The sequence below is a fragment of the Cytobacillus kochii genome (assembly GCF_020171845.1).
Taxonomy (GTDB): Bacteria; Bacillota; Bacilli; order Bacillales; family Cytobacillaceae; genus Cytobacillus; species Cytobacillus kochii.
Genome location: NZ_JAIVAM010000007.1, coordinates 188245 through 211574, shown reverse-complemented (window position 1 = coordinate 211574; position 23330 = coordinate 188245). Strand labels below are relative to the sequence as shown.

At 32.9% G+C, this 23330-nt stretch carries 15 protein-coding genes; 12 read left to right on the top strand and 3 right to left on the bottom strand.

Going from position 1 to position 23330, the window contains the following annotated elements; translation table 11 throughout:
• The first annotated feature begins 4 nt into the window (after positions 1 to 4).
• A complete protein-coding gene (locus LCM23_RS12160) occupies positions 5 to 2209 on the top strand; it encodes a capsular polysaccharide export protein, LipB/KpsS family (protein ID WP_224937187.1) in 2205 nt (734 codons plus the stop codon).
• A complete protein-coding gene (locus LCM23_RS12155; RefSeq protein WP_224937186.1) occupies positions 2206 to 3318 on the top strand; it encodes a capsular polysaccharide export protein, LipB/KpsS family in 1113 nt (370 codons plus the stop codon). The genes LCM23_RS12160 and LCM23_RS12155 overlap by 4 nt, the downstream gene beginning before the upstream one ends.
• Here the strand turns inward: LCM23_RS12155 and LCM23_RS12150 are convergent.
• Positions 3315 to 3803, bottom strand: a complete 489-nt coding sequence (locus LCM23_RS12150; RefSeq protein ID WP_224937185.1) for a sigma-70 family RNA polymerase sigma factor — start codon at positions 3801 to 3803, stop codon at positions 3315 to 3317. The two genes, LCM23_RS12155 and LCM23_RS12150, sit on opposite strands and share 4 nt — an antisense overlap.
• Before the next feature lie 341 nt (positions 3804 to 4144).
• On the opposite strand from LCM23_RS12150, the gene LCM23_RS12145 reads away from it, so the two are divergent.
• The gene (locus tag LCM23_RS12145) at positions 4145 to 5068 is read left to right on the top strand and encodes an LCP family glycopolymer transferase (RefSeq protein WP_224937184.1); all 924 of its coding nucleotides are present in this window, start codon (positions 4145 to 4147) and stop codon (positions 5066 to 5068) included.
• A gap of 327 nt (positions 5069 to 5395) precedes the next feature.
• Here the strand turns inward: LCM23_RS12145 and LCM23_RS12140 are convergent, their stop codons facing one another.
• Both LCM23_RS12140 and LCM23_RS12135 read right to left on the bottom strand, forming a co-directional pair.
• Positions 5396 to 7123, bottom strand: coding sequence for a phospho-sugar mutase (locus LCM23_RS12140; protein ID WP_224937183.1), 1728 nt, complete (start codon positions 7121 to 7123; stop codon positions 5396 to 5398).
• Between the two features lie 795 nt (positions 7124 to 7918).
• Entirely contained in the window at positions 7919 to 8101 is a 183-nt protein-coding gene (locus LCM23_RS12135; protein ID WP_224937182.1) for a hypothetical protein, read from the bottom strand.
• A 207-nt stretch (positions 8102 to 8308) separates the two neighbouring features.
• Between LCM23_RS12135 and LCM23_RS12130 the strand changes: the two genes are divergently transcribed.
• From LCM23_RS12130 to LCM23_RS12090, 9 genes are all read left to right on the top strand, one after another.
• Positions 8309 to 12037, top strand: coding sequence for a GW dipeptide domain-containing protein (locus tag LCM23_RS12130; protein WP_224937181.1), 3729 nt, complete (start codon positions 8309 to 8311; stop codon positions 12035 to 12037).
• Positions 12038 to 12312: 275 nt separating this feature from the next.
• On the top strand, positions 12313 to 13200 hold the full coding sequence (gene galU, locus LCM23_RS12125; RefSeq protein ID WP_224937180.1) for a UTP--glucose-1-phosphate uridylyltransferase GalU: 888 nt from the start codon (positions 12313 to 12315) through the stop codon (positions 13198 to 13200).
• A gap of 2 nt (positions 13201 to 13202) precedes the next feature.
• Positions 13203 to 16670 carry a bifunctional glycosyltransferase/CDP-glycerol:glycerophosphate glycerophosphotransferase gene (locus LCM23_RS12120; protein ID WP_224937179.1) on the top strand — a complete coding sequence of 1156 codons (3468 nt, stop codon included), beginning with the start codon at positions 13203 to 13205 and terminating at the stop codon, positions 16668 to 16670.
• Between the two features lie 146 nt (positions 16671 to 16816).
• The gene (locus LCM23_RS12115) at positions 16817 to 18382 is read left to right on the top strand and encodes a glycosyltransferase (RefSeq protein ID WP_224937178.1); all 1566 of its coding nucleotides are present in this window, start codon (positions 16817 to 16819) and stop codon (positions 18380 to 18382) included.
• A gap of 25 nt (positions 18383 to 18407) precedes the next feature.
• A complete protein-coding gene (gene galE, locus LCM23_RS12110; protein ID WP_224937177.1) occupies positions 18408 to 19379 on the top strand; it encodes a UDP-glucose 4-epimerase GalE in 972 nt (323 codons plus the stop codon).
• Between the two features lie 278 nt (positions 19380 to 19657).
• Positions 19658 to 20056 carry a glycerol-3-phosphate cytidylyltransferase gene (tagD, locus tag LCM23_RS12105; protein ID WP_224937176.1) on the top strand — a complete coding sequence of 133 codons (399 nt, stop codon included), beginning with the start codon at positions 19658 to 19660 and terminating at the stop codon, positions 20054 to 20056.
• On the top strand, positions 20049 to 21224 hold the full coding sequence (locus tag LCM23_RS12100) for a CDP-glycerol glycerophosphotransferase family protein (RefSeq protein ID WP_224937175.1): 1176 nt from the start codon (positions 20049 to 20051) through the stop codon (positions 21222 to 21224). Before tagD ends, LCM23_RS12100 begins: the two co-directional genes overlap by 8 nt.
• A 10-nt stretch (positions 21225 to 21234) precedes the next feature.
• Positions 21235 to 22416 (top strand): CDP-glycerol glycerophosphotransferase family protein, encoded by a 1182-nt coding sequence (locus tag LCM23_RS12095; RefSeq protein WP_224937174.1) that lies wholly within the window; start codon positions 21235 to 21237, stop codon positions 22414 to 22416.
• 104 nt (positions 22417 to 22520) lie between these two features.
• Positions 22521 to 23327 (top strand): ABC transporter permease, encoded by an 807-nt coding sequence (locus LCM23_RS12090; protein WP_224937173.1) that lies wholly within the window; start codon positions 22521 to 22523, stop codon positions 23325 to 23327.
• The last annotated feature ends 3 nt before the right edge of the window (positions 23328 to 23330 follow it).

Sequence of the window (23330 nt, the reverse complement as noted above, 5' to 3'; positions counted from 1 at the left end):
ACGTATGGGTTGGAAAAAGACAATAAAAAAAGGTTTAAAACAACTTTCACTGAAAAAAGGGAACGAACAAAAGCCATTTATTGAAATGGGAGAGAATTGGAGCAAAACTGAGGCAGTGCCTGTCGCCTTTATGTTCGGCTTTAATCCTTGGAAAAGGGAACATAGCAGCAAATTTTTCTCAGAATATCGCACCGCGTTTGTTTTTGGCCAAGGGGATTTAAAAAGATTGCAACCTTTCATCAAAAAGGCTTCTCAGGTAGTATTTATCGTCTGGGGATTCAAAGAACCTGAAGGGCTAACTGCTTATGCAGCTAAGAAAGGTATTAAAGTCCTTCGTGTGGAAGATGGTTTTGTCCGCTCAGTAGGCTTAGGTGCAGCCCATACGTTTCCTCTATCCATTGCTGTTGATTCAAAGACCCTTTATTTCAATGCTCGGCAACCATCAGATTTAGAAGAATTATTAAATACTTACGAGGTATCAGGAGAAATGCTGCAGCGTGCAAGAGAATGTCGGCTACAGCTTATTCAACAGGGCGTATCAAAATATAACCATACGGCGCAAACTGATATCCAAAAGATTTATGGTGAGAAAAAGTCAAAGAGAATTTTAGTTATAGGGCAAGTAGAAGATGACGCATCCATCCAATATGGACTAGAAGCGAAAATGACCAATAATGATCTCGTTCGTGCAGCTGCAAAAGAGCATCCAAAATGTGAAATCATTTATAAGCCACATCCCGATGTTCTTGGCGGATATCGCAAAGCATTTTCTAATCCAATGGATGTGACCGATGTGGCGAAAGTTGTAACTGAACCGCTTGGTATCGTTGATGCGCTCCAGACGATTGATCATGTATACACGATGACTTCTCTCGTTGGCTTCGAGGCCCTTATTCGCGGTATACCAGTTACTTGTTACGGATCGCCGTTTTATGCAGGCTGGGGCTTAACAACAGATAGGCAGCCAAACGCTAGAAGGCAACGGAAGCGTACGATTGACGAGTTATTTGCGATTAGCTATCTTGTGTATCCGCGGTATATGAACCCAGATACCGGTGAACATATTCAACTTGAAGAAGCAATGAAAATCTTAATTAGACAACGTGCAGAGAGTATGGAGCTAGAGGGTGATAAGAAAAGACAAGCACTTGCCTTTTCTGAAGCTGAACAATTATATAAACAAGCATTAAGTTTAGTTTATCAACCTAGAAGAGAGCAAGTGTATATTGAACTCCTAAATGATGCGAGACAATACGAAAAATCCCTGCGGCTAATAGAAGAAAAGCAGCGACAGAACAGCTTACCTGACTCTCTATATTGCGAAAAGGGCATTGCTCATGCCGGTCTTGGGCATTATGAAGCAGCACTTATCTCCTTATTAAAAGTAGAAAAAAAATCTAAGCGACAAATGCTTGCTTTAATCAGATTACTATGGAAGATTGAAGGCCCATCAGATAGGTTATTACAAGCAACAGAAGAGACATTAAAAATGTTGGATGTAGATTTTTCTAAAGAAGATATCATGCAGTTTGCAGCTATCCTTAATCATTGCGGTCACCCCTATAAGGCGAAACGGCTTTTACGGGAGAAACAAATAGAACCAATAGAGGTGCCTTATCTTTCTTTGGCAGTCAATTTTGATTTCGATCAACTAAACGCCTCTACTTATAGTGAAAAAGTGGTTGTCAATCAATTGATTCAATCAGAAGGCCAGTTTCAACAACTGCTGACCACTCCAAAAAAGATAGGTATTATACTAGAAGCGACATCACAAGAGGCGGTGCATCATTTCTGCCAAAAATTTGATACCCTCATCTTTGTCACAAAACCAACCTTTTCATTGGTTGATCGGAACCGTTCATTCGTTATGTTTAGTGCCATTCATCCCGAATTGCATGAGCAGGTGAACTTATCACAGGTGGAATTATTATTATGTAATGAGCCGGGCCTTATTCATCGCTATCCCCATGGCTCAGATAATATGCGTACATTGATAGAACGAGGTGTGAAGCTAGAATCTTACCCACAAGGTTTGTATCGTGAGTTAGTCAATCAACTCGGCAGAAAACCAAGCGATCGTGAATTATTACTCTTCTGGATCGTTCAACAAACAGGAGAGAAAATAGCCGAGGAACAAATCCTATACTCAGGCAACAGTAAAGACAAGGATATGCTTAAATCCTACATCGTAGAAGGTGTCCTACAGTGAACAAATGGCGAGTATTAGCAAAGAAAGGTGTTAGGAAAGTAAAAGAGCTACGAAAATATACACAAAGCGTTCGCCAAGTGAAAAGGAATAGTGGAACAAAACCGATCGCGTTAGCATTTTACTTTTCCCATTGGAAACAAGAGTGTGTGAAGGAATTTTTTCGTGAATATGAGATTATTTTTATCCCCCATACTTTTACTACTGTTTTTTTACACAGGTTGCTCCGTGTAAAAAGGGAAAAAGTGTTCTTAATATGGGGATCTAAACAACATGTACAGCTAGAAGATATAGCCGAAGCCTATCAAGTTCCCATATATCGTGTGGAGGACGGCTTTGTCCGCTCTGTTGGTTTAGGGGCGCTGCATACATTGCCATACTCCTTATGCATAGACAAGACAGGTATTTATTATGATAGTACACAACCAAGTGACTTAGAGCATTTACTGAATCATCATCATTTTGACCAAGATATCTTAGATCGTGCAGCGCGCATCATAGAAGAAATAAAAGAAAACGGCTTAAGTAAATATAACCATCTTTCAACTAAAGATGTGAATGTAGTCTACGGCAGGAAAGCGAACAAGCGGATATTAGTCATTGGACAAGTAGAAGATGACGCTTCGATTATGATGGGAGCAGCTACACGTTGGACGAACAATGACTTGGTCCGCTTAGCTAGGGAGGAAAATCCTCATGCGCAAATTATATATAAGCCGCATCCTGACGTATTATCTGGTAAAAGACCGCTGCAATCCAATCCAAAAGACGTCACGCATCTAGCACAGATTGTCAGCGAACCAATTAGCTTGCATGATTCACTTAAAACCGTTGACCATGTTTATACCATTACTTCTTTATCCGGTTTCGAAGCACTCATGCGAGGCATTCCCGTTACAACAGTCGGAGCCCCTTTTTACTCCAACTGGGGCTTAACAGATGATCGTCAAATGGTAGCCAGAAGAAGAAGGCAACGCACACTTGTAGAAGTATTCGCTGCCGCCTATTTACTTTATCCCAAATATATGAACCCGAATACCAAAGAACCTATCACTCTAGAAGAGACAATCCAATTAATTAATGAAGAAAGGAATGCTCCCGTTCACACTTAATGGCGCGTTCCTTCTCGCCCCATCTTCTTCCTTAAGGATCTCCGTGCCCCTTCCCGCCACTGCTTCACAGCAGAAATAGACACCCCCTCTTTAATGGCAATCTCTCGAATCGAGTGATCATACATGAGTGTATACCATACCCACTTAAACTGCTTCTCCGTCAAACATCCTCGACAAACCCGCAAAAACTCAAGCTCTACAGTAGAATCATCACTCGTTTCATCACCAACCACCAATAACCAAAACTCTTCCTCAGCCACTACCCACCGCTCTGCGTAGTTAATCGACCGCTTCAACTCATTCAACAATTTCCCCTTCACACAAGCATAAGCATAACTAATAAAAGGCTTTCCCAACCCTTCATCATATCGCTCCCAAGCCTCCCACAAAGCAATCACACCCACCTGATAATATTCCTCTTTCTCCCGATAAATCCCCAAACTCCTCATAATCTTAAAAATCATTGGCTCATACGACTTAAGCACAACCTCAAACTCCTGCACTCTCTATCATCCTTAAAGGAAGCGCGCTTACCGGTTTTTTCCTAGGTAGGGGTAGTTTAAGATATGGAAGGGGAATTTACATAAACTGAAATTATTAAAAATAAACTAAATTTAGGAAAAAAAGATGTAAAAGAATTGATAAAACTCCACGAATTATCAATTTCTTCATTTTTTTATAAAAACAACTAATATTTAATTACTGATTATTCAATATATAAATGCGCAATACTGTCATATTTGTATAATTTTATATCCATGGAACTAATAATTTGGTATTCTATAACATATATCAATCAAATTAACACTTGTATGGGGGAAAAGAAATGCGTAGCCAACCTAAGAAAAAGAAGCCGTTATGGTTAAAAATAACTGGTTCTATTGTCCTGTTATTGGTCATTGCAGTTGGCATCTATGGGTTTATGGTCTATCGTTCTGTTTCAGGGGCTGTAGAAACGATGCATCAACCAATCAAGTATAAAACAGAGAAAAGAGAGCAGGAGCTTACACTGACTGAACAAGAGCCATTTTCTGTTTTAATGCTCGGAGTAGATGAAAGAAGCGGAGACAAAGGGCGTTCAGATACAATCATTGTTATCACTGTTAATCCAAATGACCAATCAATGAAAATGTTAAGCATCCCAAGAGATACACGTACAGAAATTGTCGGTAAGGGCTTTGATGATAAGATTAATCATGCTTATGCGTTCGGCAATGAGGAAATGGCGATGGCCACGGTGGAAAACTTCCTTGATATCCCAATTGATTATTATATCAAGGTAAATATGGAAGGATTTAAAGATATTGTTGATGCGGTTGGAGGCATTACAGTTAACAGTTCCCTCTCATTTGAACAAGGGAATTCTTCCTTTACAGAAGGGGCAAACACCTTAAATGGCGACGAAGCATTATCCTATGTCAGTATGAGAAAAGAAGATCCAAACGGTGACTTCGGTCGTCAAGACCGTCAGCGTCAAGTGATTCAAGGAGTCATTAAAAAAGGGATGAGCCTTAACACACTCACAAACTATGATGACATCTTAGATGCGTTAGGTAAGAATGTTAGAACGAACTTGTCTTTCAATGAAATGCGTGATATCCAAAAAAATTATAAAAATGCAGTCGGAAAAATTGACCAGCTAACCATATCCGGCAATGGTCAGCGTATCAATGATGTTTGGTATTTAATCGTTTCAAATGAAGAGCAATTAAAAGTACAAGAAGAATTGAAATCACACTTAGATATATAAAAAAGAGTTCGTATTCAATCAGCCTTTTCATAAGGAATATAGACTCTCTTTATAACAACTTAGAAGTTTTGTACATATGTAATTTATCACTATGAGTTATACTCAATTCTGATTAAGTACTCCAAGGTAACTGCTCCTTATTCAGAAAAGGTGAAGAAGTTTAAGATATGTCAGTTTATTTAGGGAGCTGTTGAGTTAGTATTAATGCGTTTTTTGGGTAGGGAGCAACTAGTCTTCTGCTTAATTGGAGAAAAAATACTGTAATGGGGTCAGAGTAAATGACCTCATTACAATACCGAGGTCATTTACTAACTGCAAATCCCCTTCTTATAGATATGAATCAACAATTTGCATGAATTGTGACTGGATTTCAGCTATTTTTAATTTTGTATTTTCTATAGAATTACTATTTACACCAAAATAAAATTTTATCTTCGGTTCTGTACCAGATGGGCGAAGGCATATCCAAGAACCATCTTGTAAAAAGTATTTAAGTACATTCGATTGTGGTAATTGTATTTTTTCTTCTTCCCCGTTTAAAGGATTTCTCTTTGTACTGGTGTGATAATCTTCTATAGAAACTACTGTGAAATTTGAAAGTTGAGGGGGCGAATGTCTAAATTGGTTCATGATTAATTCTATTTTTTTAGACCCCTCTTTCCCTTTTAAAGTTAATGACTTTAATGCTTCTTGATAATATCCTTGTTCCTCATAGATATTTAACAATGCATCATAAAGAGTCATCCCTTTCTGTTTATAAAATGCAGCAGCTTCAACTGAAAGTACGGCAGCTTGTATAGCATCTTTATCACGTACAAAATCACCAACTAAATATCCGTAGCTTTCTTCATAACCGAATAAAAAACTATGGGTACTATCCCTATTATACTCATTTATTTTTTCAGCGATATATTTAAAACCTGTTAATACATCTGATGTTGCTACACCGTATTTTTGTGCAATTGCTCGACCAAGTTCAGAAGTAACAATTGTTTTTAGGATGATACCATTTTCAGGTAATTGACCTTTGTCTTTTTTTTGAGAAAGGATATATTCTAGTAAGATAGCTCCAGTTTGATTTCCGTTTAATAATTTATAGTTGCCATCTTTATCTTTAACAGCAATGCCTAATCTATCAGCATCTGGATCAGTTGCAATGAGAATATCTGCATGCTCTTTTTTACCTAAAACAATTGCATGCTCAAACGCAGATTTCTCTTCTGGATTCGGGCTTTGTACAGTTGGAAACTTAGGATCTGGAAGCTCTTGTTTTTTAACTACTTTAACATGCTTATAATTTAATGCATGTAATGCAGCTTGAACAGGTATATTTCCGGTACCATGTAATGGCGTATATACAATAGATATTTCGCTCGCATTCCCAATGTGAGGGTTCTCGGATATAGTAGTAATCTTATCGATGTATGCTCTATCTATTTGATCACCTATAATAGTGATGAGTCCATCGGCTATCAAGAGTTCTTCATTTTTAACTGTTATTGCTAATTCATTATTAATTAATGTTACTTCTTCAATAACCTCGTTTGCGATTTGTGGTGTTAATTGTGCACCATCTTCCCCGTATACTTTATATCCATTATATTCTGGGGGGTTATGACTGGCTGTGATGACAATGCCTGCAAATGCATTTAAATACCTCACTGCAAAAGATAGTTCTGGGGTAGGTGCAAGTTTATCAAAAACATACGTTTGAATTCCTAAAGAAGCTAAAGATTTAGCAGATTCAAAAGCAAATTCCCTAGACATATATCTAGAATCATAAGCAATAACAACCCCACGACTTTTAGCTTCATCACCTTTTTTAAGAATATAATTCCCCAATCCCGTAGATGCTTTTCTGACAGTATATATATTCATACGATTCGTACCTGGTCCCATGATACCCCTCATACCGCCAGTTCCGAATTCTAGATCTTTGTAAAAGGCGTCTTCTAACTGTTTCTCGTTATTTGTTAACTCAATTAATTGTTGTTTCAGTACAAAATCTAAATGCCTACATTCAGCCCAAATTGTTGTTTTTTCTTTCCAGTTCATATTTTTAGACCTCCGAAAATAACCTAGGTGTAAAATGCGGTTGTTTTATTTAAGTTATTATTATATTGAATAACATTAAACAAAACAAATAATTTTATGTTTTAAAGATGTGAGTAGTATTTTTATTTATCTTTTCCATTGATTTGATAAATTTTTCTCATCAGCAATAAAGCACCAAACTCCATCTATGGTTTGGTAATTACCAGATATAGTTAATTGATCTGTATTATTAATAGCACCTAGATAATCTTTTTGAATGTTAATCATTTCTTTTATGGTTATATTTGTACGGATGTTTTTATCAAGTGCATCAAAATATTATCGTAATTACTTAATAATAATCGTATATTTGCTCTTTTTTTCTCTAACTGCTTGGATAACTTCCCTTTGTCTATTTTACATTCGGCGGTGCTTCGTCACCATATAATTTAATCTCACCAATTGTAAAATTCTCTTCATTTAATTGTGACTCGAATTTATTATAGAGAGATACATCGCCAACAGCATTCACAATATCTTTAAACCGCCTCCCATATTAAATTTGATATAAGGAATATCTAGTAAACTTCTACTGTGGCAAAACCATTTCTTTATTTCTATACGAGTATGCATGATTAATTTTATCATCAAAATTTCTCCAACAATATCAGTCTTAGTAACACTAGGTATGCTTAGCATTTTAAGTTGATGTCTTTGAAGGGTTAATTGTAATTGTAGTCTTTGTATCTAACCTTTCTTTGTCCCCTTCTCCTTCAACCACACCCAGCAGTAAGGCGTAGAATGATTTATCCTTTTTTATAAGTGCTTTTTAGTTCTGTTAGGTTCTTCATTTTGTTCTGAAGGTTGTTGGATAACATCTAAGGAATGATTAAAATCTTTATATATATTGAATGGTAAACACCTAAAAATATTATAAACATAGTAAAAACTACCTGTAGTATCTCTTTTTTTTGTTTTCTTAGGATCACTAGCTTCCATATTTATCTCCCCGAATTTAAGTTATCCATTATAGATGATTAATAGTTTTTGTGACTTTTTACAAATAATATATTATTTGTAAAAAAAGAATTTAGTACTAAAAGCATGTGTGAATTAGACGATATTAATGAGAAGTAATACCTGTTAATCTTATTTTGGGATAATGCCTAAAGGTAATTCAAAAATTAATTTAATTTGGAGGTTGAAATGAAAAAGATAATAATTATAGCGATATTTATCCTAATTGCTAATCAAGTTATTCCTACTGTTATTTTTGCGAATACAGAAACAACAGTAGGTGATTCTCAGATAAATGAAGAGAAGACAACAGATGAAAAGTCATCTTTTATAAATGAAGATGAAGCAAGTGAGGTTAAAGAAAGTTCAGGCCAAGGAGATTTAGACGATAAGTTAAGTGATGAAAAGGTTGATGTAGGTGGAGAATATTCAGATAATATTTCTGAAGAAGCTGAAGAATTAGAGGAAGAGGAACACATAGATGCGGGTCAAAAAGAAGAAAAGGATAATCTTGATCAAAGCATTGAGGTAGATCATTCTAAGGTAAGCGAAGAAAAGCGGTCTACACCCTTAAAAAGAGATAACTTGAACCAAAATATTGTCTCAGAAGTGGTTAACGAAAGTGTTATAAATAGACTTGGTCAAATAACCAATCAAAAAACTAAAATATACACAAATATAGTAGAGGGCTCATACATAGAGGCTGGAGAAAGATATGCTAATCAAGTTTTTTTCCTTACGAAACAAGCAAGCTATAAGGGAATCTATTATTATTCTATTAGCACTCAGCAAAATAATACAAACGATATAATAGGATGGGTAAAATCATCTGATTTTATGAGTCATCCGTATGAAAAAATAGAAAGTAAAGAGGAACAGCTTTTCATAAATGGTAATGGAAAAGCGTTTAGTAAAGCCTGGGGTGGTGCGAAGGATCTTGTTATAGGAAATTTATCTTCTTATAAGGGATTAGGGTTTACCGTAAAGAAAGCGGAAAAAGTAGGAGGTAATATTTGGTATCAAGGTACTTTAGAAGGTAAAGAAGTATGGGTACATTCGAGTAGTGTGATAGAACTGAATGAAAATAATATAAATAGAATTGGGCAAATTACGAATCAAAAAACCAAAATATACACAAATATAGTAGAGGGTTCATACATAGAAGCAGGAGAAAAATATTCTAATCAAGTTTATTATATGAAGAGAAAGATTAGCTATAAAGGTCTTACTTATTATGCTATTAGCACACAGCCAAACACTACTGGGAATATAATAGGCTGGATAAAATCGACCGATTTGGTAAGCCACCCCCACGAAGACTTAGAAACTAAAGAACTGCAGTTTTCTATAAATGGCAATGGAAAAGCGTATAGTAAAGCGTGGGGAAGTACGAAGGATCTTGTTATAGGGAATCTATCTTCTTATAAGGGATTAGGGTTTACCGTAAAGAAAGCGGAAAAAGTAGGAAGTAATATTTGGTATCAAGGTACTTTAGAAGGTAAAGAAGTATGGATGCATTCCAGTTCATTAAGTTTAATGAATGAAAGTGTAATTAGTAGATTAGGCCAAATATCTGTCAAAAGTGTTAAAATATATACTGATCTAGTAAATAATAAATATGTTTTAGCCGGTGACAAGTATACGAATGAAGTATTCTATATGAAAAAGCAAGCTATATATAATGGCCAAACTTATTATTTAATTAGTACACAACCAAGTAGTGAACAAGGAGTAATAGGTTGGGTGAAATCAACAGAACTAGTGAGTCACCCTCATATAGGGTTAGATAGCTTATCGAAAACATTCTATATTAAAGGTACAGGTACTGCGTATAATAAAACATGGGGTGGTACTAAAAATATAGTATATTCCAGTTTAGCATCGTACAAAGGTGATAAAATTACTGTAAACAAAACAGAAAGAGTCGGTAGTAACATATGGTATAGAGGAACGATAAATGGAAAATTAGTTTGGGTTCATGAGAGTTCGTTAGTCAAAGTAAACGAAGAGAGAATAAGTCGAGTTGGTCAAATTAATAATGAGAAAGTCAAAATATATACTGATTTATCATCAGACAAATATATCACAGCTGGGCAACAATATACTGGTCAAGTTTATTTTCTGAAGAAAAAGGCGGATTATAATGGAAATACCTATTATTCTATTAGTATAGAGCCAAATGGTACAGATGAAATTATTGGTTGGGTAAAATCAACAGACTTTATGAGTCATCCGCATGAAGAGTTAGATAGTAAAGATAAACAATTTTTTATCACTGGCAATGGAAAAGCGTATAGTAAAGCGTGGGGAAGTACGAAGGATCTTGTTATAGGGAATCTATCTTCTTATAAGGGATTAGGGTTTACCGTAAAGAAAGCGGAAAAAGTAGGAAGTAATATTTGGTATCAAGGTACTTTAGAAGGTAAAGAAGTATGGATGCATTCCAGTTCATTAAGTTTAATGAATGAAAGTGTAATTAGTAGATTAGGCCAAATATCTGTCAAAAGTGTTAAAATATATACTGATCTAGTAAATAATAAATATGTTTTAGCCGGTGACAAGTATACGAATGAAGTATTCTATATGAAAAAGCAAGCTATATATAATGGCCAAACTTATTATTTAATTAGTACACAACCAAGTAGTGAACAAGGAGTAATAGGTTGGGTGAAATCAACAGAACTAGTGAGTCACCCTCATATAGGGTTAGATAGCTTATCGAAAACATTCTATATTAAAGGTACAGGTACTGCGTATAATAAAACATGGGGTGGTACTAAAAATATAGTATATTCCAGTTTAGCATCGTACAAAGGTGATAAAATTACTGTAAACAAAACAGAAAGAGTCGGTAGTAACATATGGTATAGAGGTTCATTGAATGGTAAGGCCGTGTGGATACATGAAAATTTTCTTAGTGATAAACCTCTCAAAACAGTTATTCAAGAATATAGCAACTATAATTTAAGTTTTGACAGAATGTCCAAAATTCAAATGTCTGCTGCTCCCATGACAGATAAACGGTATAAGTTATGGATAAGAGAAGATGCCTTCAAGGCCAATAGTATAGCGAATGGAAAAGCTGTCATTGAAGGAGATAATTGGAATCTAAGAAGAGGACCAGGTACATCTTTCTTATCAGGCGGTAAGGTTAGTAATGGTAAAGTAGTCACTCTACACGCAAGTGTTAAGGGAACAGATGGATATACATGGTACCACGTAGATAACACTTCAGGATGGGTTACACCAGATCAAGCTGATTTAAACTATTATCTTAATTCTAATAATTTCATCGGTGATTTAAAAAATTCGCTGCAATTTTTGAAACTATCAACTGCTGCAAATGTTGATGTAAATGAAGTAAATACTAAAGTTCTTTCAAACAAAGGTATTCTTACGAACACTGCAAAATTATTTATTGAAGCAGGGGAAATGTATAATGTTAACGAAATTTATCTAATCTCTCATGCTTTACTTGAAACTGGAAATGGTAAGTCAAGTTTAGCAAATGGGATTGAAGTAGGAATTGATAGAAACGGAAATGCTAAAATGGTTACAACTTCAAATAAAAGTAGCTTATCAAATATTAAAAAAACTTATAATATGTTTGGAATAGGAGCAAAAGATTCATGTGCATTAGAATGTGGATCGGTTTATGCATATGAATCTGGGTGGTTTTCACCTGAGTCAGCAATAATTGGTGGTGCAGCATTTATTGGAAATGGCTATGTTGACAGAGGTCAAGATACACTGTATAAAATGAGATGGAATCCATCCTTTGCAGAAAGAAATAATTATGCTTCTCACCAATATGCAACAGATATTGGTTGGGCATTTAAACAAACTAGTAAAATGTATGAGATATATAGTATGCTAGATTCTTATATAATAATACTAGATATTCCAAAGTATAAATAACTATATTTAAGCTATCTTAACTATTCGAACAAATCGGATGTTAAGGTGGCTTTTGTGTGTCTAGAAAAGGAGTTATTTGACAATGAAGATGATTAGATTAAAATTCTAAAATACCTATTTTTGTGATAAGATATTAATCGTTGATGAGTTTTGGGTATAGATTTATTATTAATCTAAACTTTTTTTTATGTATATTGGCATCAAAATTGTCTAATTAGCAAATTCTATTTTTATTAATAATATAGCCATGTACTTTATTTAAGGAGGATATAATCATGAAGAAGATAAGAAAAGCAATAATTCCCGCTGCTGGATTAGGGACTAGATTTTTACCTGCAACAAAGGCAATGCCTAAAGAAATGCTACCTATCGTGGATAAACCAACTATTCAATATATTATCGAAGAAGCTGTTGCTTCTGGTATTGAAGACATAATAATTGTAACTGGTAAAAATAAACGTGCAATCGAGGATCACTTTGATAATGCACCTGAGCTAGAGAGGAATTTGGAAGAAAAGGGTAAAATAGAAATATTAGAGAAGGTTCGTCACTCATCAAACTTAGCTAATATACACTATATTCGTCAAAAAGACCCAATGGGTTTAGGTCATGCAGTCTGGTGTGCAAGAAATTTTATTGGTGAAGAGCCTTTTGCTGTGTTATTAGGAGATGATATAGTCCAAAGCGACATTCCTTGCGTACAACAGTTAATAAATCAATATGAAGAAACACAATCATCTATTATAGGTGTTCAACAGGTCCCGGAAAGTGAAACTCATAGATATGGAATTATCGATCCAAAGCAAAAGAATGGCCGTTTATACAATGTGAATAAGTTTGTTGAAAAACCCACACAAGGTACAGCTCCATCAAATCTAGCTATCATGGGAAGATATGTTTTAACATCAGATATCTTTGATATTCTTGATAATATAGGTACAGGCGCAGGTGGAGAGATACAGCTGACAGATGCAATACAAACTTTAAGTGAATCACAAAATGTGTTTGCTTATGATTTTGAAGGAAAAAGGTTTGATGTTGGAGAAAAGCTTGGCTTTGTAAAAACAACGTTAGAATTCGCTTTACAGCATGAAGAATTAAAACATGATGTTTTGAAAATAATGGAAGAATTACTAAACGATGTTAGTACTGAGGTGAAATAGCTTTGAATAAGCCAAAACTAAGTGTGATAGTTCCAATCTATAATGTTGAAAAATATTTAGCTGAATGTATTCTATCCTTGTTAAATCAAACATTGAAAGACATCGAGATCATATTGGTAAATGATGGATCTAAAGATAAAAGTGGAAAGATTGCAGATTATTATGCTGAGAATTATGAAAATGTGACTGTGTATCATAAAGTTAATGGAGGTCTTGGACAAGCTAGGAATTATGGTATGCAGTTTGCAACTGGAGATTATATTGCTTTTGTAGACTCTGATGATTATCTCACTGAAGACGCCTATCAAAAGCTTTATAATACTATAAGTAAAACTGGATCCGATATTGCAATTGGTAACGTCGTAAGGTTTAATTCTACAAAGGTTTATCCTTCAGTTTTACACCAGAAAGTTTTTACTGAAGATAAGGTAAAGGCGCATATATCTAGAGATCCTGAATTAATTAATGATACTACTGCATGGAACAAGATATTTAAAAAAACATTTTGGGATAATCACCAATTAACTTTTCCTGAAGGAATGTTATATGAGGATTTACCTGTCACAATACCAGCTCACTTTTTAGCAAGTTCGGTTGATGTTATTTCAGATGTGATTTATTACTGGAGAGCACGAGATAATGGTGATCAATCAATAACGCAACAAAGAACTGATCTAAAAAATCTAACGGATCGTTTAAAAGCCGTAAAAATGGTAGATGATTACTTTTCTGAAAATGTAACATCACAAGAGTTAAACAATATTAAAGATTATAAGATGTTAAGTACAGATTTGTTGGTATATCTCAACCAACTAGATGTAGCAGATGATGACTATATTGTAACGTATTTAGATGAGGTCTCAAATTATCTAGAGACAGTAAACTCTGGTGCTTTTAATAAACTAAAGGCTATAGATCGTTTGAAATATTATTTTGTAAAGAAAAAAGACAAAGAGAAATTACTTGATGTCTTGTCATTTCAAAAAACAGAATTAAAGTATTCAAAGATAGAAAAATTCGGTGAAGATTATTATGGAAACTACCCATATAAAGATGAAGTTCCAAAAGAATTTTTAAAAGTTACAAATGAATTAATAGTAAAAAGAAAAATTGAATCAATGAAATGGACAGAAAACAACTTAACTATTAAGGGTTATTCCTATATCAAAGATATTGATATCAAACAGCGGAAGCAAATGAGCATTAAAGCAACTTTAATGAATGAGGAAACTGGAGAAACAGTTAAACTAGAAAATCTTCGACAAAAGGTAAGGAAAGACATCACAAATAAATTTGGGGTGGACATGTCAGATAAATTGCCATTGAAAAGACTTTATAATTACGATTGGTCCGGTTGGGAGCTAGATATAGACTTTTCAAATCCGAATATTTTTAACATGTCTAATGGAAAGATGGCTATTATTCTTACGTTAAATGCTGGCGGAGTGGAGAGAGAAATTTCACTTGGATCACCGGTTAAAGGGCGTGTTTCAAAACCTAAATATCGTATTATTAACGATTCGGTGATTTTCTTGAAGTACAATGCGGCATGGGATTTAGTAATACAAAAAGAGGAACTACTAACTAAAGTGAACCGGATTGAACTTACACCATCATATTTGAAAGTAAAAGGGTTTACAAAGTTACCATTGTTAGAAAGTCAGTTATGTTTGAAGAATTACAGAGAGGATAAAGAGTTGCTTATAAATTTAGAGGAAACAGTTTTAGACAAAGACTCAAATTTTGAAGCAAACATTTTGATATCAGACCTAGGTGAAGCCAATATAAGGGGAGAATGGTTTGGTCACATTTTTTACGAAAATGAATACACTCCTTTAACTACAGACATTGAACTTTATGGTGAAAAATGGACACTCGGTGAAAATGAATTGAAAATATCTCACAGTCCTGCGGGTAATTTATATTTGCCAATTGGTGATTTTACTGTAGATATAAATGAAGTAAAATATGATGAGAAGAATATACTACTTCATTTCTTGGTAGCAAAAGGATATGTAAGTGAAAATTCGGATTGCCAATTAGTGTTAAAAAACAATAAATTAAACAAGGAAGTAAAAATCAATATTCGCAAAATTAAACAATCTGATGAAAAAGTAATACTAAAAGCTATTATTGAACCTCTAAGTCTTCAAGATGACCTTAGTGAAGGGACTTGGGGTATCTATTTGGAAAATAATGATAAGAACAGACTTGATAGAGTAATATTTGATCTAGAAAACATAGATAGAAAATCAAGAACCTACCGAAATATAAAGTATGTTCTTAAGAGAACTAAAAAGAATAATAAAGCAAGTTTGGTTATTAAAAGAGAATGGAATTGGATTGAAAGAGGTCCAAGAAGACAAGAAATAATAAAGAAAGTGTTATACCCATTAATGAGGTATTTACCAAAAAGAAATAATTCTATTGTTTTTGAAAGTTATTGGGGAAAATCATTTGATTGTAATCCGAGAGCACTATATGAGTATATTGATGAGAATTACAAAGATTTTGAATCAATATGGTTCTTAAAAAATACTGAAACAAGAATTAATGGTTCAGGTAAGAAAATTCGTATAAATTCTCTCAAATATTATTATTATTTAGCTACAGCAAAATATTTTGTTAATAATGTAAACTTCCCTGATTTTTATAAAAAAAGGTCAGGATCTAAGGAACTTCAAACTATGCATGGAACACCTTTAAAAACACTAGGACTGGATGTACCAGGAGACGTAGATACAGAACCTAAACGCTCGAAATATCTTAATAGATGTTCTAGATGGGATTATTTGACTGTTCCGAGTGATTATGTAGAGGACATTGCTAAGCGAGCTTTTGAATATGATCAAGAAGTGTTAAAGGTTGGGTACCCTAGAAATGATAGGCTTTTCACAAACAATAATGTAAAATTTATTGACACAGTAAAATCTGAATTAAATATTCCACTAAATAAAAAAATAATCCTATATGCACCAACTTGGAGAATTAAAAATAAATTTAATGTGGAAATGGATTTAGAAAAACTAAAAAGAGAACTTGGAGATGAATATATAATTTTATTTAAGTTACATCATTTTGTAGCTGATTCTGTACAATTGCCAAATGATGAATTTGTCTATAATGTTTCTAAGTATGATGACATAAGAGACTTGTACCTTATATCGGACATGCTTATAACTGATTACTCTTCTGTAATGTTTGACTATGCAATTTTAGATAAACCACAAATTATATTTGCTTATGACTTAGACAATTATCGTAATAATTTAAGAGGGATGTATCTAGATATCACAGAGTATGCACCTGGACCAATTACTAAAGATACCGTTGAGTTAATAAGAGCTATTAAAAATATTGAAAAGTACGAAGAAGAATACGCAATACAAATAAGTCGTTTTAAAGAAAAGTTTTGTCAATATGACGATGGTCATGCATCTGAAAGAATAACAGCGAAGTTTTTGAAATAAAAGCAGGAATTTATTCCTGCTTTTAAATTTAGTTTAAAAGCTCTAAAATTTTGACGTAGTTACTTTTTTTATGACATAATCATCTTGCATAATGTTTTAAATTTCATGTGGATAAAATAATATTCCAAGATGAGGGGAAAGAATATATGAGGACAATTTATAACCTACTTAACAGTATTGATGTTAACCGTGGAGGGTTAACCAGAGTTATGTTTGAGAGGTCATCATATTTAGCAGAAAAAGGTTATGATACAAAATTATTGACTATAGACTATTCGACAAAATACGAACAAATTGAAAAGGAACTTCACAATTCAGGTAGGTTATCTAACAAAGTAAAAATAATAAATATCTTTGACTTTTATAAGAAGAAGAATACGCGTGGTAATATGACTCTTCAACAAATCGAAGATTATACGAGTTTAAATAAATTAAATGAAGATGACTATTTTATTGAAAATAGATTTTATGAAAATCGAGAAGCCAGATACTTTGATAAAAAAGGACACTATGTAAAATATAAAAAATGGTCTAAGGACGGTTACTTAGTTTTTATGGATTATTTCGATGAAACAAGAGCGAAGGTCAAAAGAGAATTGTATGATCCAAAAGGCTTTATTCAAAAAGTAGTATATTTTGATAAATTTAAAGCAGTACCAAAACAAGAGATATATTATACAGAAGATGGTTTTTGCTACTTAAATATTCAATTGAATATAGAATCTAAAAAGCCATATTTGATATTTTTATTTGATAGAACATCGAATAATGTTCTATCATTTGGTACTAGTAATCCCAATTTATTATTCCATTCACATTGGCTAAATGAGATTTGTGATAATCATGACAAGAAACCGTTTATCATTAACGATGGGATTTTTCTCACTCATACGTTAATGAAATTAGATAAAGATAAGGCATATAGAATCGGCACTATTCATACTAACCATTTTGATGCACCATTTACGTATGGGTCACCTTTAAGAAAAAGTCACATCCACCTATTGGAAAATTACAGCAATTTAGATGCTTTAGTGCTTTTAACAGAGAACCAAAGGCAGATGGTTGTTAAACAGTTTGGTTATCCAGAAAAAACATATGTTATACCGAACTCCACCAATACAGACCAAAAAATAAGATATAAGGGACAAAAGGATCATAATATTATTTCTATGGTTGGTCGTTATCATAAGGATAAGATCATGCATGAGGCTATTAATGCCTTTAATCGGATCCACCAAAATCACCCAAATGTAATATTTAACCTTTATGGGACAGGGCCAGAAGAAGAAGCATTAAGGATATTAGTGGATAAACTAGGACTAAATGAAAAAGTAATAATAAATCCATACACAACTGATTTAGATGAAGTTTATGGAAAATCGTTATTTACAGTCTTGACCTCTAAATATGAAGGTTTTGGACTAGTTATATTAGAATCTATGTTCCAATCTACACCTGTAATAAGTTATGATGCTCCATTTGGGCCAAAGGATATAATAGATGATGGCTTAAATGGTGTTATTATCCATTCTAATTCAGAAAAAGAGCTTGCTGATCAAATGAGTAAACTGCTAGCAACACCTAATAGAGCTATTAATATGGGTGAAAATGCTTATGAGAAAGTTATAAAAAACTATACAAAAGAAATAACACAACTGAAATGGCTAGATTTATTTGATGAAATTTTGGAGAAAGAAAAGAATATATAAACATAAATAAAGGACTGAATTTAAAATGATATTAGTCGTAGGTGGAGCAGGATATATAGGTAGTCACCTAGTTAAAGAATTAATCAAAACTAAGGAAGTAGTTGTTTTAGATAATTTATCTACAGGCTTTAGGTCATTAGTTGATAATAAGGCATTGTTTGTAGAAGGTGATATTGGAAATGTTGAGGTTTTAAATCGAATTTTTACTGAATATAAAATTGAAGCTGTGATGCATTTTGCAGCTAATAGTCTTGTGGGTGAATCGGTAAAAAACCCTTATAAATACTATCAAAATAATGTTTCATCTACTTTGAACTTATTAAATACAATGATTAAATACAACGTAACTAATTTTATTTTTTCGTCAACAGCTGCTACCTATGGTATTCCAGATGTTGATATTATAAATGAATCTACATCTACAAACCCAATTAATCCGTATGGTAAATCAAAGTTGATGGTGGAGGAAATATTAGAAGATTTTTCTAATGCATATTCTCTAAATTATGTAATATTGAGGTACTTTAATGCTGCAGGAGCACATGACTCGGGTGATATAGGAGAAAATCATAATCCAGAAACGCACTTGATACCAATTATATTAAGACATTTGTTAGGTGAAACAGAAAGTATATCAGTTTTTGGTACTGATTATAATACTGAAGATGGTAGTTGTATTCGAGATTATATACATGTTACGGATTTATCATCAGCTCATATATTGGCACTGAATGCTTTGTTAGATAAAAAGGTTGAAAGGTCGACTTATAATTTAGGTAACGGTTTGGGTTATTCTGTAAAAGAGGTCATTAAGACTTGCGAAAATGTAACAAAGAGAAAAGCTAATGTCATTGAAACGGAAAGGCGTTTAGGAGACCCGGCGAGGTTAGTTGCTTCATCGACAAAGATATTTGACGAATTAGGTTGGAAAGCTCGATACGATTTAGAAAGTATTATTACTTCCGCTTGGAAGTGGCATAGTCAAAACAAGCTGTAGAAACTAAGTCTCGTATTGAGATAAGAAGTTGTTGATATGTACGATAAAGTCTAAGTAATATAACAATGTAAATTGGTTTTATTTACATTGTTATATTACTGGAATTAACTATGTTTCTTATTGTATACTGGAATTTGTATGATATAACTATAGAAAATGATATTTGTCGTAAATGATATTTTATAGAAATATAGGAGTAACTAATATGTAAAACTAATTAGATATGATTAATGTAGGGTATATAATTATTGATATTCTACAAGGGAGGTAAGGCAATAATGCGTAAAGTTATCACTTATGGAACTTTTGATTTACTCCACTGGGGTCATATAAATATTTTGAAGAGAGCGAAAGAACTAGGAGATTATCTAATTGTTGCGATTTCATCTGACGAATTTAATGAAATAAAAGGAAAAAAAGCTTATCATAGTTTTGAAAATAGAAAAATGATATTGGAATCAATTCGTTATGTCGATGAAGTAATTGCTGAGGATAATTGGGAACAGAAGGTTAACGATGTTAAGAAGCATGATATCGATGTATTTGTTATGGGTGATGATTGGGAAGGTGAATTTGATTTCCTAAAGGACCAATGTGAAGTAGTTTATTTACCAAGAACGGTAGGTATTTCAACTAGTAAAATTAAGAAAGATTTACTGAAAGTTAATAATGGCTAGAGAAATAATTATTTCTATTTATCTATTATTCTTTAAAATACTATTTAATGTATTTAAATTATTTCCTTTAAGGAAAAAAACTACTTTTATTCTATCATTTGTAGATAATGGATGGCATGTATATAACCAACTGCTAAAGGAAGGCTATTCAGGAGAAATAGTATTTTTAGAAAGCAGAAAGTTAAACCTAAATAACATTGTGAAAAACAATGAAAAGGTGTATCGATTTGAAACGTATCATATCTTTGATACGTTTTTCTCAATTTATCATATAGCTACTTCAACTCATATCATCATTGATAATTATTATGGTTTTTTATCAGAGGTTGAATTTAAAGAAGAAGCTACTTGTATTCAAGTGTGGCACGCAGCTGGTGCAATTAAAAAATTTGGACTAAAGGACCCATCTATTAAGGGGCGTTCAGAAAATGCGAAGAGAAGATTCAGGAACGTTTATGAAAAGTTTGATCATGTAGTAGTAGGCACTGAGAAAATGGCTGAGATTTATTACTCTGCATTTGGCGTAGATGAAAAAAAAATACTTAAAACGGGTATACCACGAACTGACTATTTTTATAATGAAATTGCAGAGACAGAAGTTAAGAGAAAGCTATATAATGATTACCCTCAGTTAATGAATAAAAAGGTAATATTATATGCGCCAACTTATCGTGAGAAAGATTTATCTCATTTCAATCTGAAAATTGATTTAGAAAATATGTTAGGTAATCTGGCGGACAATTATATATTAATTCTAAAGTTACATCCTGAAATTGAAAATAATAATAAAATTCCTGAACAACTAGGAAAAAAAGTATTAGATTTATCAGGTGAATATAAAGTTAATGATTTATTGTTTATTACAGATTATTTAATTACAGATTATTCTTCCATCCCTTTTGAGTTTTCTTTATTTGAAAAGCCAATGATTTTTTATGCACATGATTTAGATGCATATGAAAAGGAGCGGGGATTTTGGCAGGTATATGAATCTTTTGTACCTGGCCCAATTGTAAAAGATACAGATGGTATTATTAATGCAATAAAAAGAAATGACTTCGATATTATGCAAATCAAAGCATTTAAAAATGTGTGGAATGAGTATTCTCTAGGGGAATCTAGTCTAAATTTAATAAGGAAAATCTATAATAAGAATGATTTTTACTAGGAGTAGAGTAGTGACTAAACTAAAAAAGTTTTTATCACCGTTATTAATTTCAATATATAAAATCCTCTTTATTGTTATAGGTAAATTACCTGTTAAGAGGAACTTGGTCGTTTTTGAAAGCTTTTTAGGTAAACAATATAGTTGCAACCCAAGAGCAATTTATGAATATATGTACACGAACTTACCGAAATATAAGCTGATATGGAGTGCCGATCCAAGAAGTGTTTCACAATTTAAAAAACGTGAAATTCCTTTCGTGAAAAGGTTTTCTATTCCTTGGTTAATTCGGTTAGCGAGAGCAGAGTACTGGGTTACTAATAGCAGAATGCCTGTATGGCTACCAAAACCCAAACATACAACTTATGTGCAGACATGGCATGGTACTCCTTTGAAAAAGTTAGCTTTTGATTTAGAATCAATTTATATGGCCGGTACTAATACAGAAGATTATAAGAAATCCTTTTATACAGAATCACGAAACTGGGATTATTTAATTGCTGCAAATCAATACTCTAGTGATATTTTTAGAAGCGCATTTAAATTTAGTGAAAGTATGCTGGTTACAGGTTATCCTCGTAATGATTTTCTAGTGAATAACAAAATTGAGAAATCAAATATAATAAGAAAATTAAGTTTACCAAAAGATAAAAAGATTCTTTTATATGCACCAACATGGAGAGATGATCAGTATCATTCAGCAGGTCGATATAAACTGGAATTGGAATTAGATCTTAAGAAACTAAGAGATGAATTAGGAGGAGAGTATATTGTAATTTTACGAACGCATTATTTAGTTTCTGAGCATATTGATTTATCTAACCTTGAAGAGTTTGTATATGATTGTTCTTCTTATGAAGATATACGAGACCTGTATATAATCGCAGATGTTCTTATTACAGACTACTCATCTGTTTTTTTTGATTTTCTCAACCTTGGCCGTCCTATTATATTCTTTGTCTATGATATTGAGACATATCGCGATAAATTACGTGGTTTTTATTTCAATTTTTTAGAGCAAGCGCCCGGCCCGTTGGTAAAAACAACCGACGAAGTAATTGAATATATTAGGAAATATGAAATGGATCAATCATTGCCTTCAAATTTCCATTCGTTTTATGAAAAGTTTTGCTACTTGGAAGATGGAGAAGCAACTAAGAGAGTAGTCGATGAAGTTTTCAATAAAGCAAAATAATGCTTTTGGTTGTATCAAATGATTTGATTTCGTATAATATCTTTGGTGGCTTAGAAGTTGTAATTGTTTTGAATTTAAGTTGTTTTAGGAAGGAATACTAATTTATGAGCGCTATGATGACAGTCATTAAAGAGCAAATAGCCAATTTTTATTTAATCCGACGCCTTTCTTTGTATGAGTTAAAGAGCAGTAATAACAATAATTATCTAGGTATGCTTTGGGAATTACTCAATCCAGGTATACAGATTACTATTTTTTGGTTTGTATTTGGCTATGGGATACGTGGGGGAAGTGATGTAGAAGGTGTTCCCTTTTTTCATTGGATGGTAGCAGGTTTGATTGTATGGTTCTTTATCAATCCCTCTATCTCACAAGGATCTAAATCAATATATTCAAGAATAAAAATGATATCAAAAATGAGCTTTCCAATGAGCGTTATACCAACTTATGTAATATTTTCTAAATTATATCCTCATATTGCTCTAACTATTATTATTACAATAATTTTTCAATTTTCTGGTTTTCCTATAAGTGTTTATTATTTACAGGTCCCATATTTCATGTTTGCTTCGGTTATTTTATTATTAGCAATCTCATTAATAACCTCTACATTATCAACAATTGTTAGAGATGTGCAGCAGATTATCCAAGCTTTATTAAGAATAATGATTTATATGTTACCAATCTTATGGGTTACATTTAAGTTGCCAGAAAGCCTTCAAGCAGTTATGAAATTGAATCCTGTCTACTATCTAGTTGAAGGGTATAGACATGCTTTATTAGGAGAAGGATGGTATATTACAGAAAGTATATCTTACACATTGTATTTCTGGTTAATCGTTTTGGTATTATTCTTTATCGGTTCAATATTACATTTGAAATTTAGAAGACATTTTATTGATTTCTTATAATGA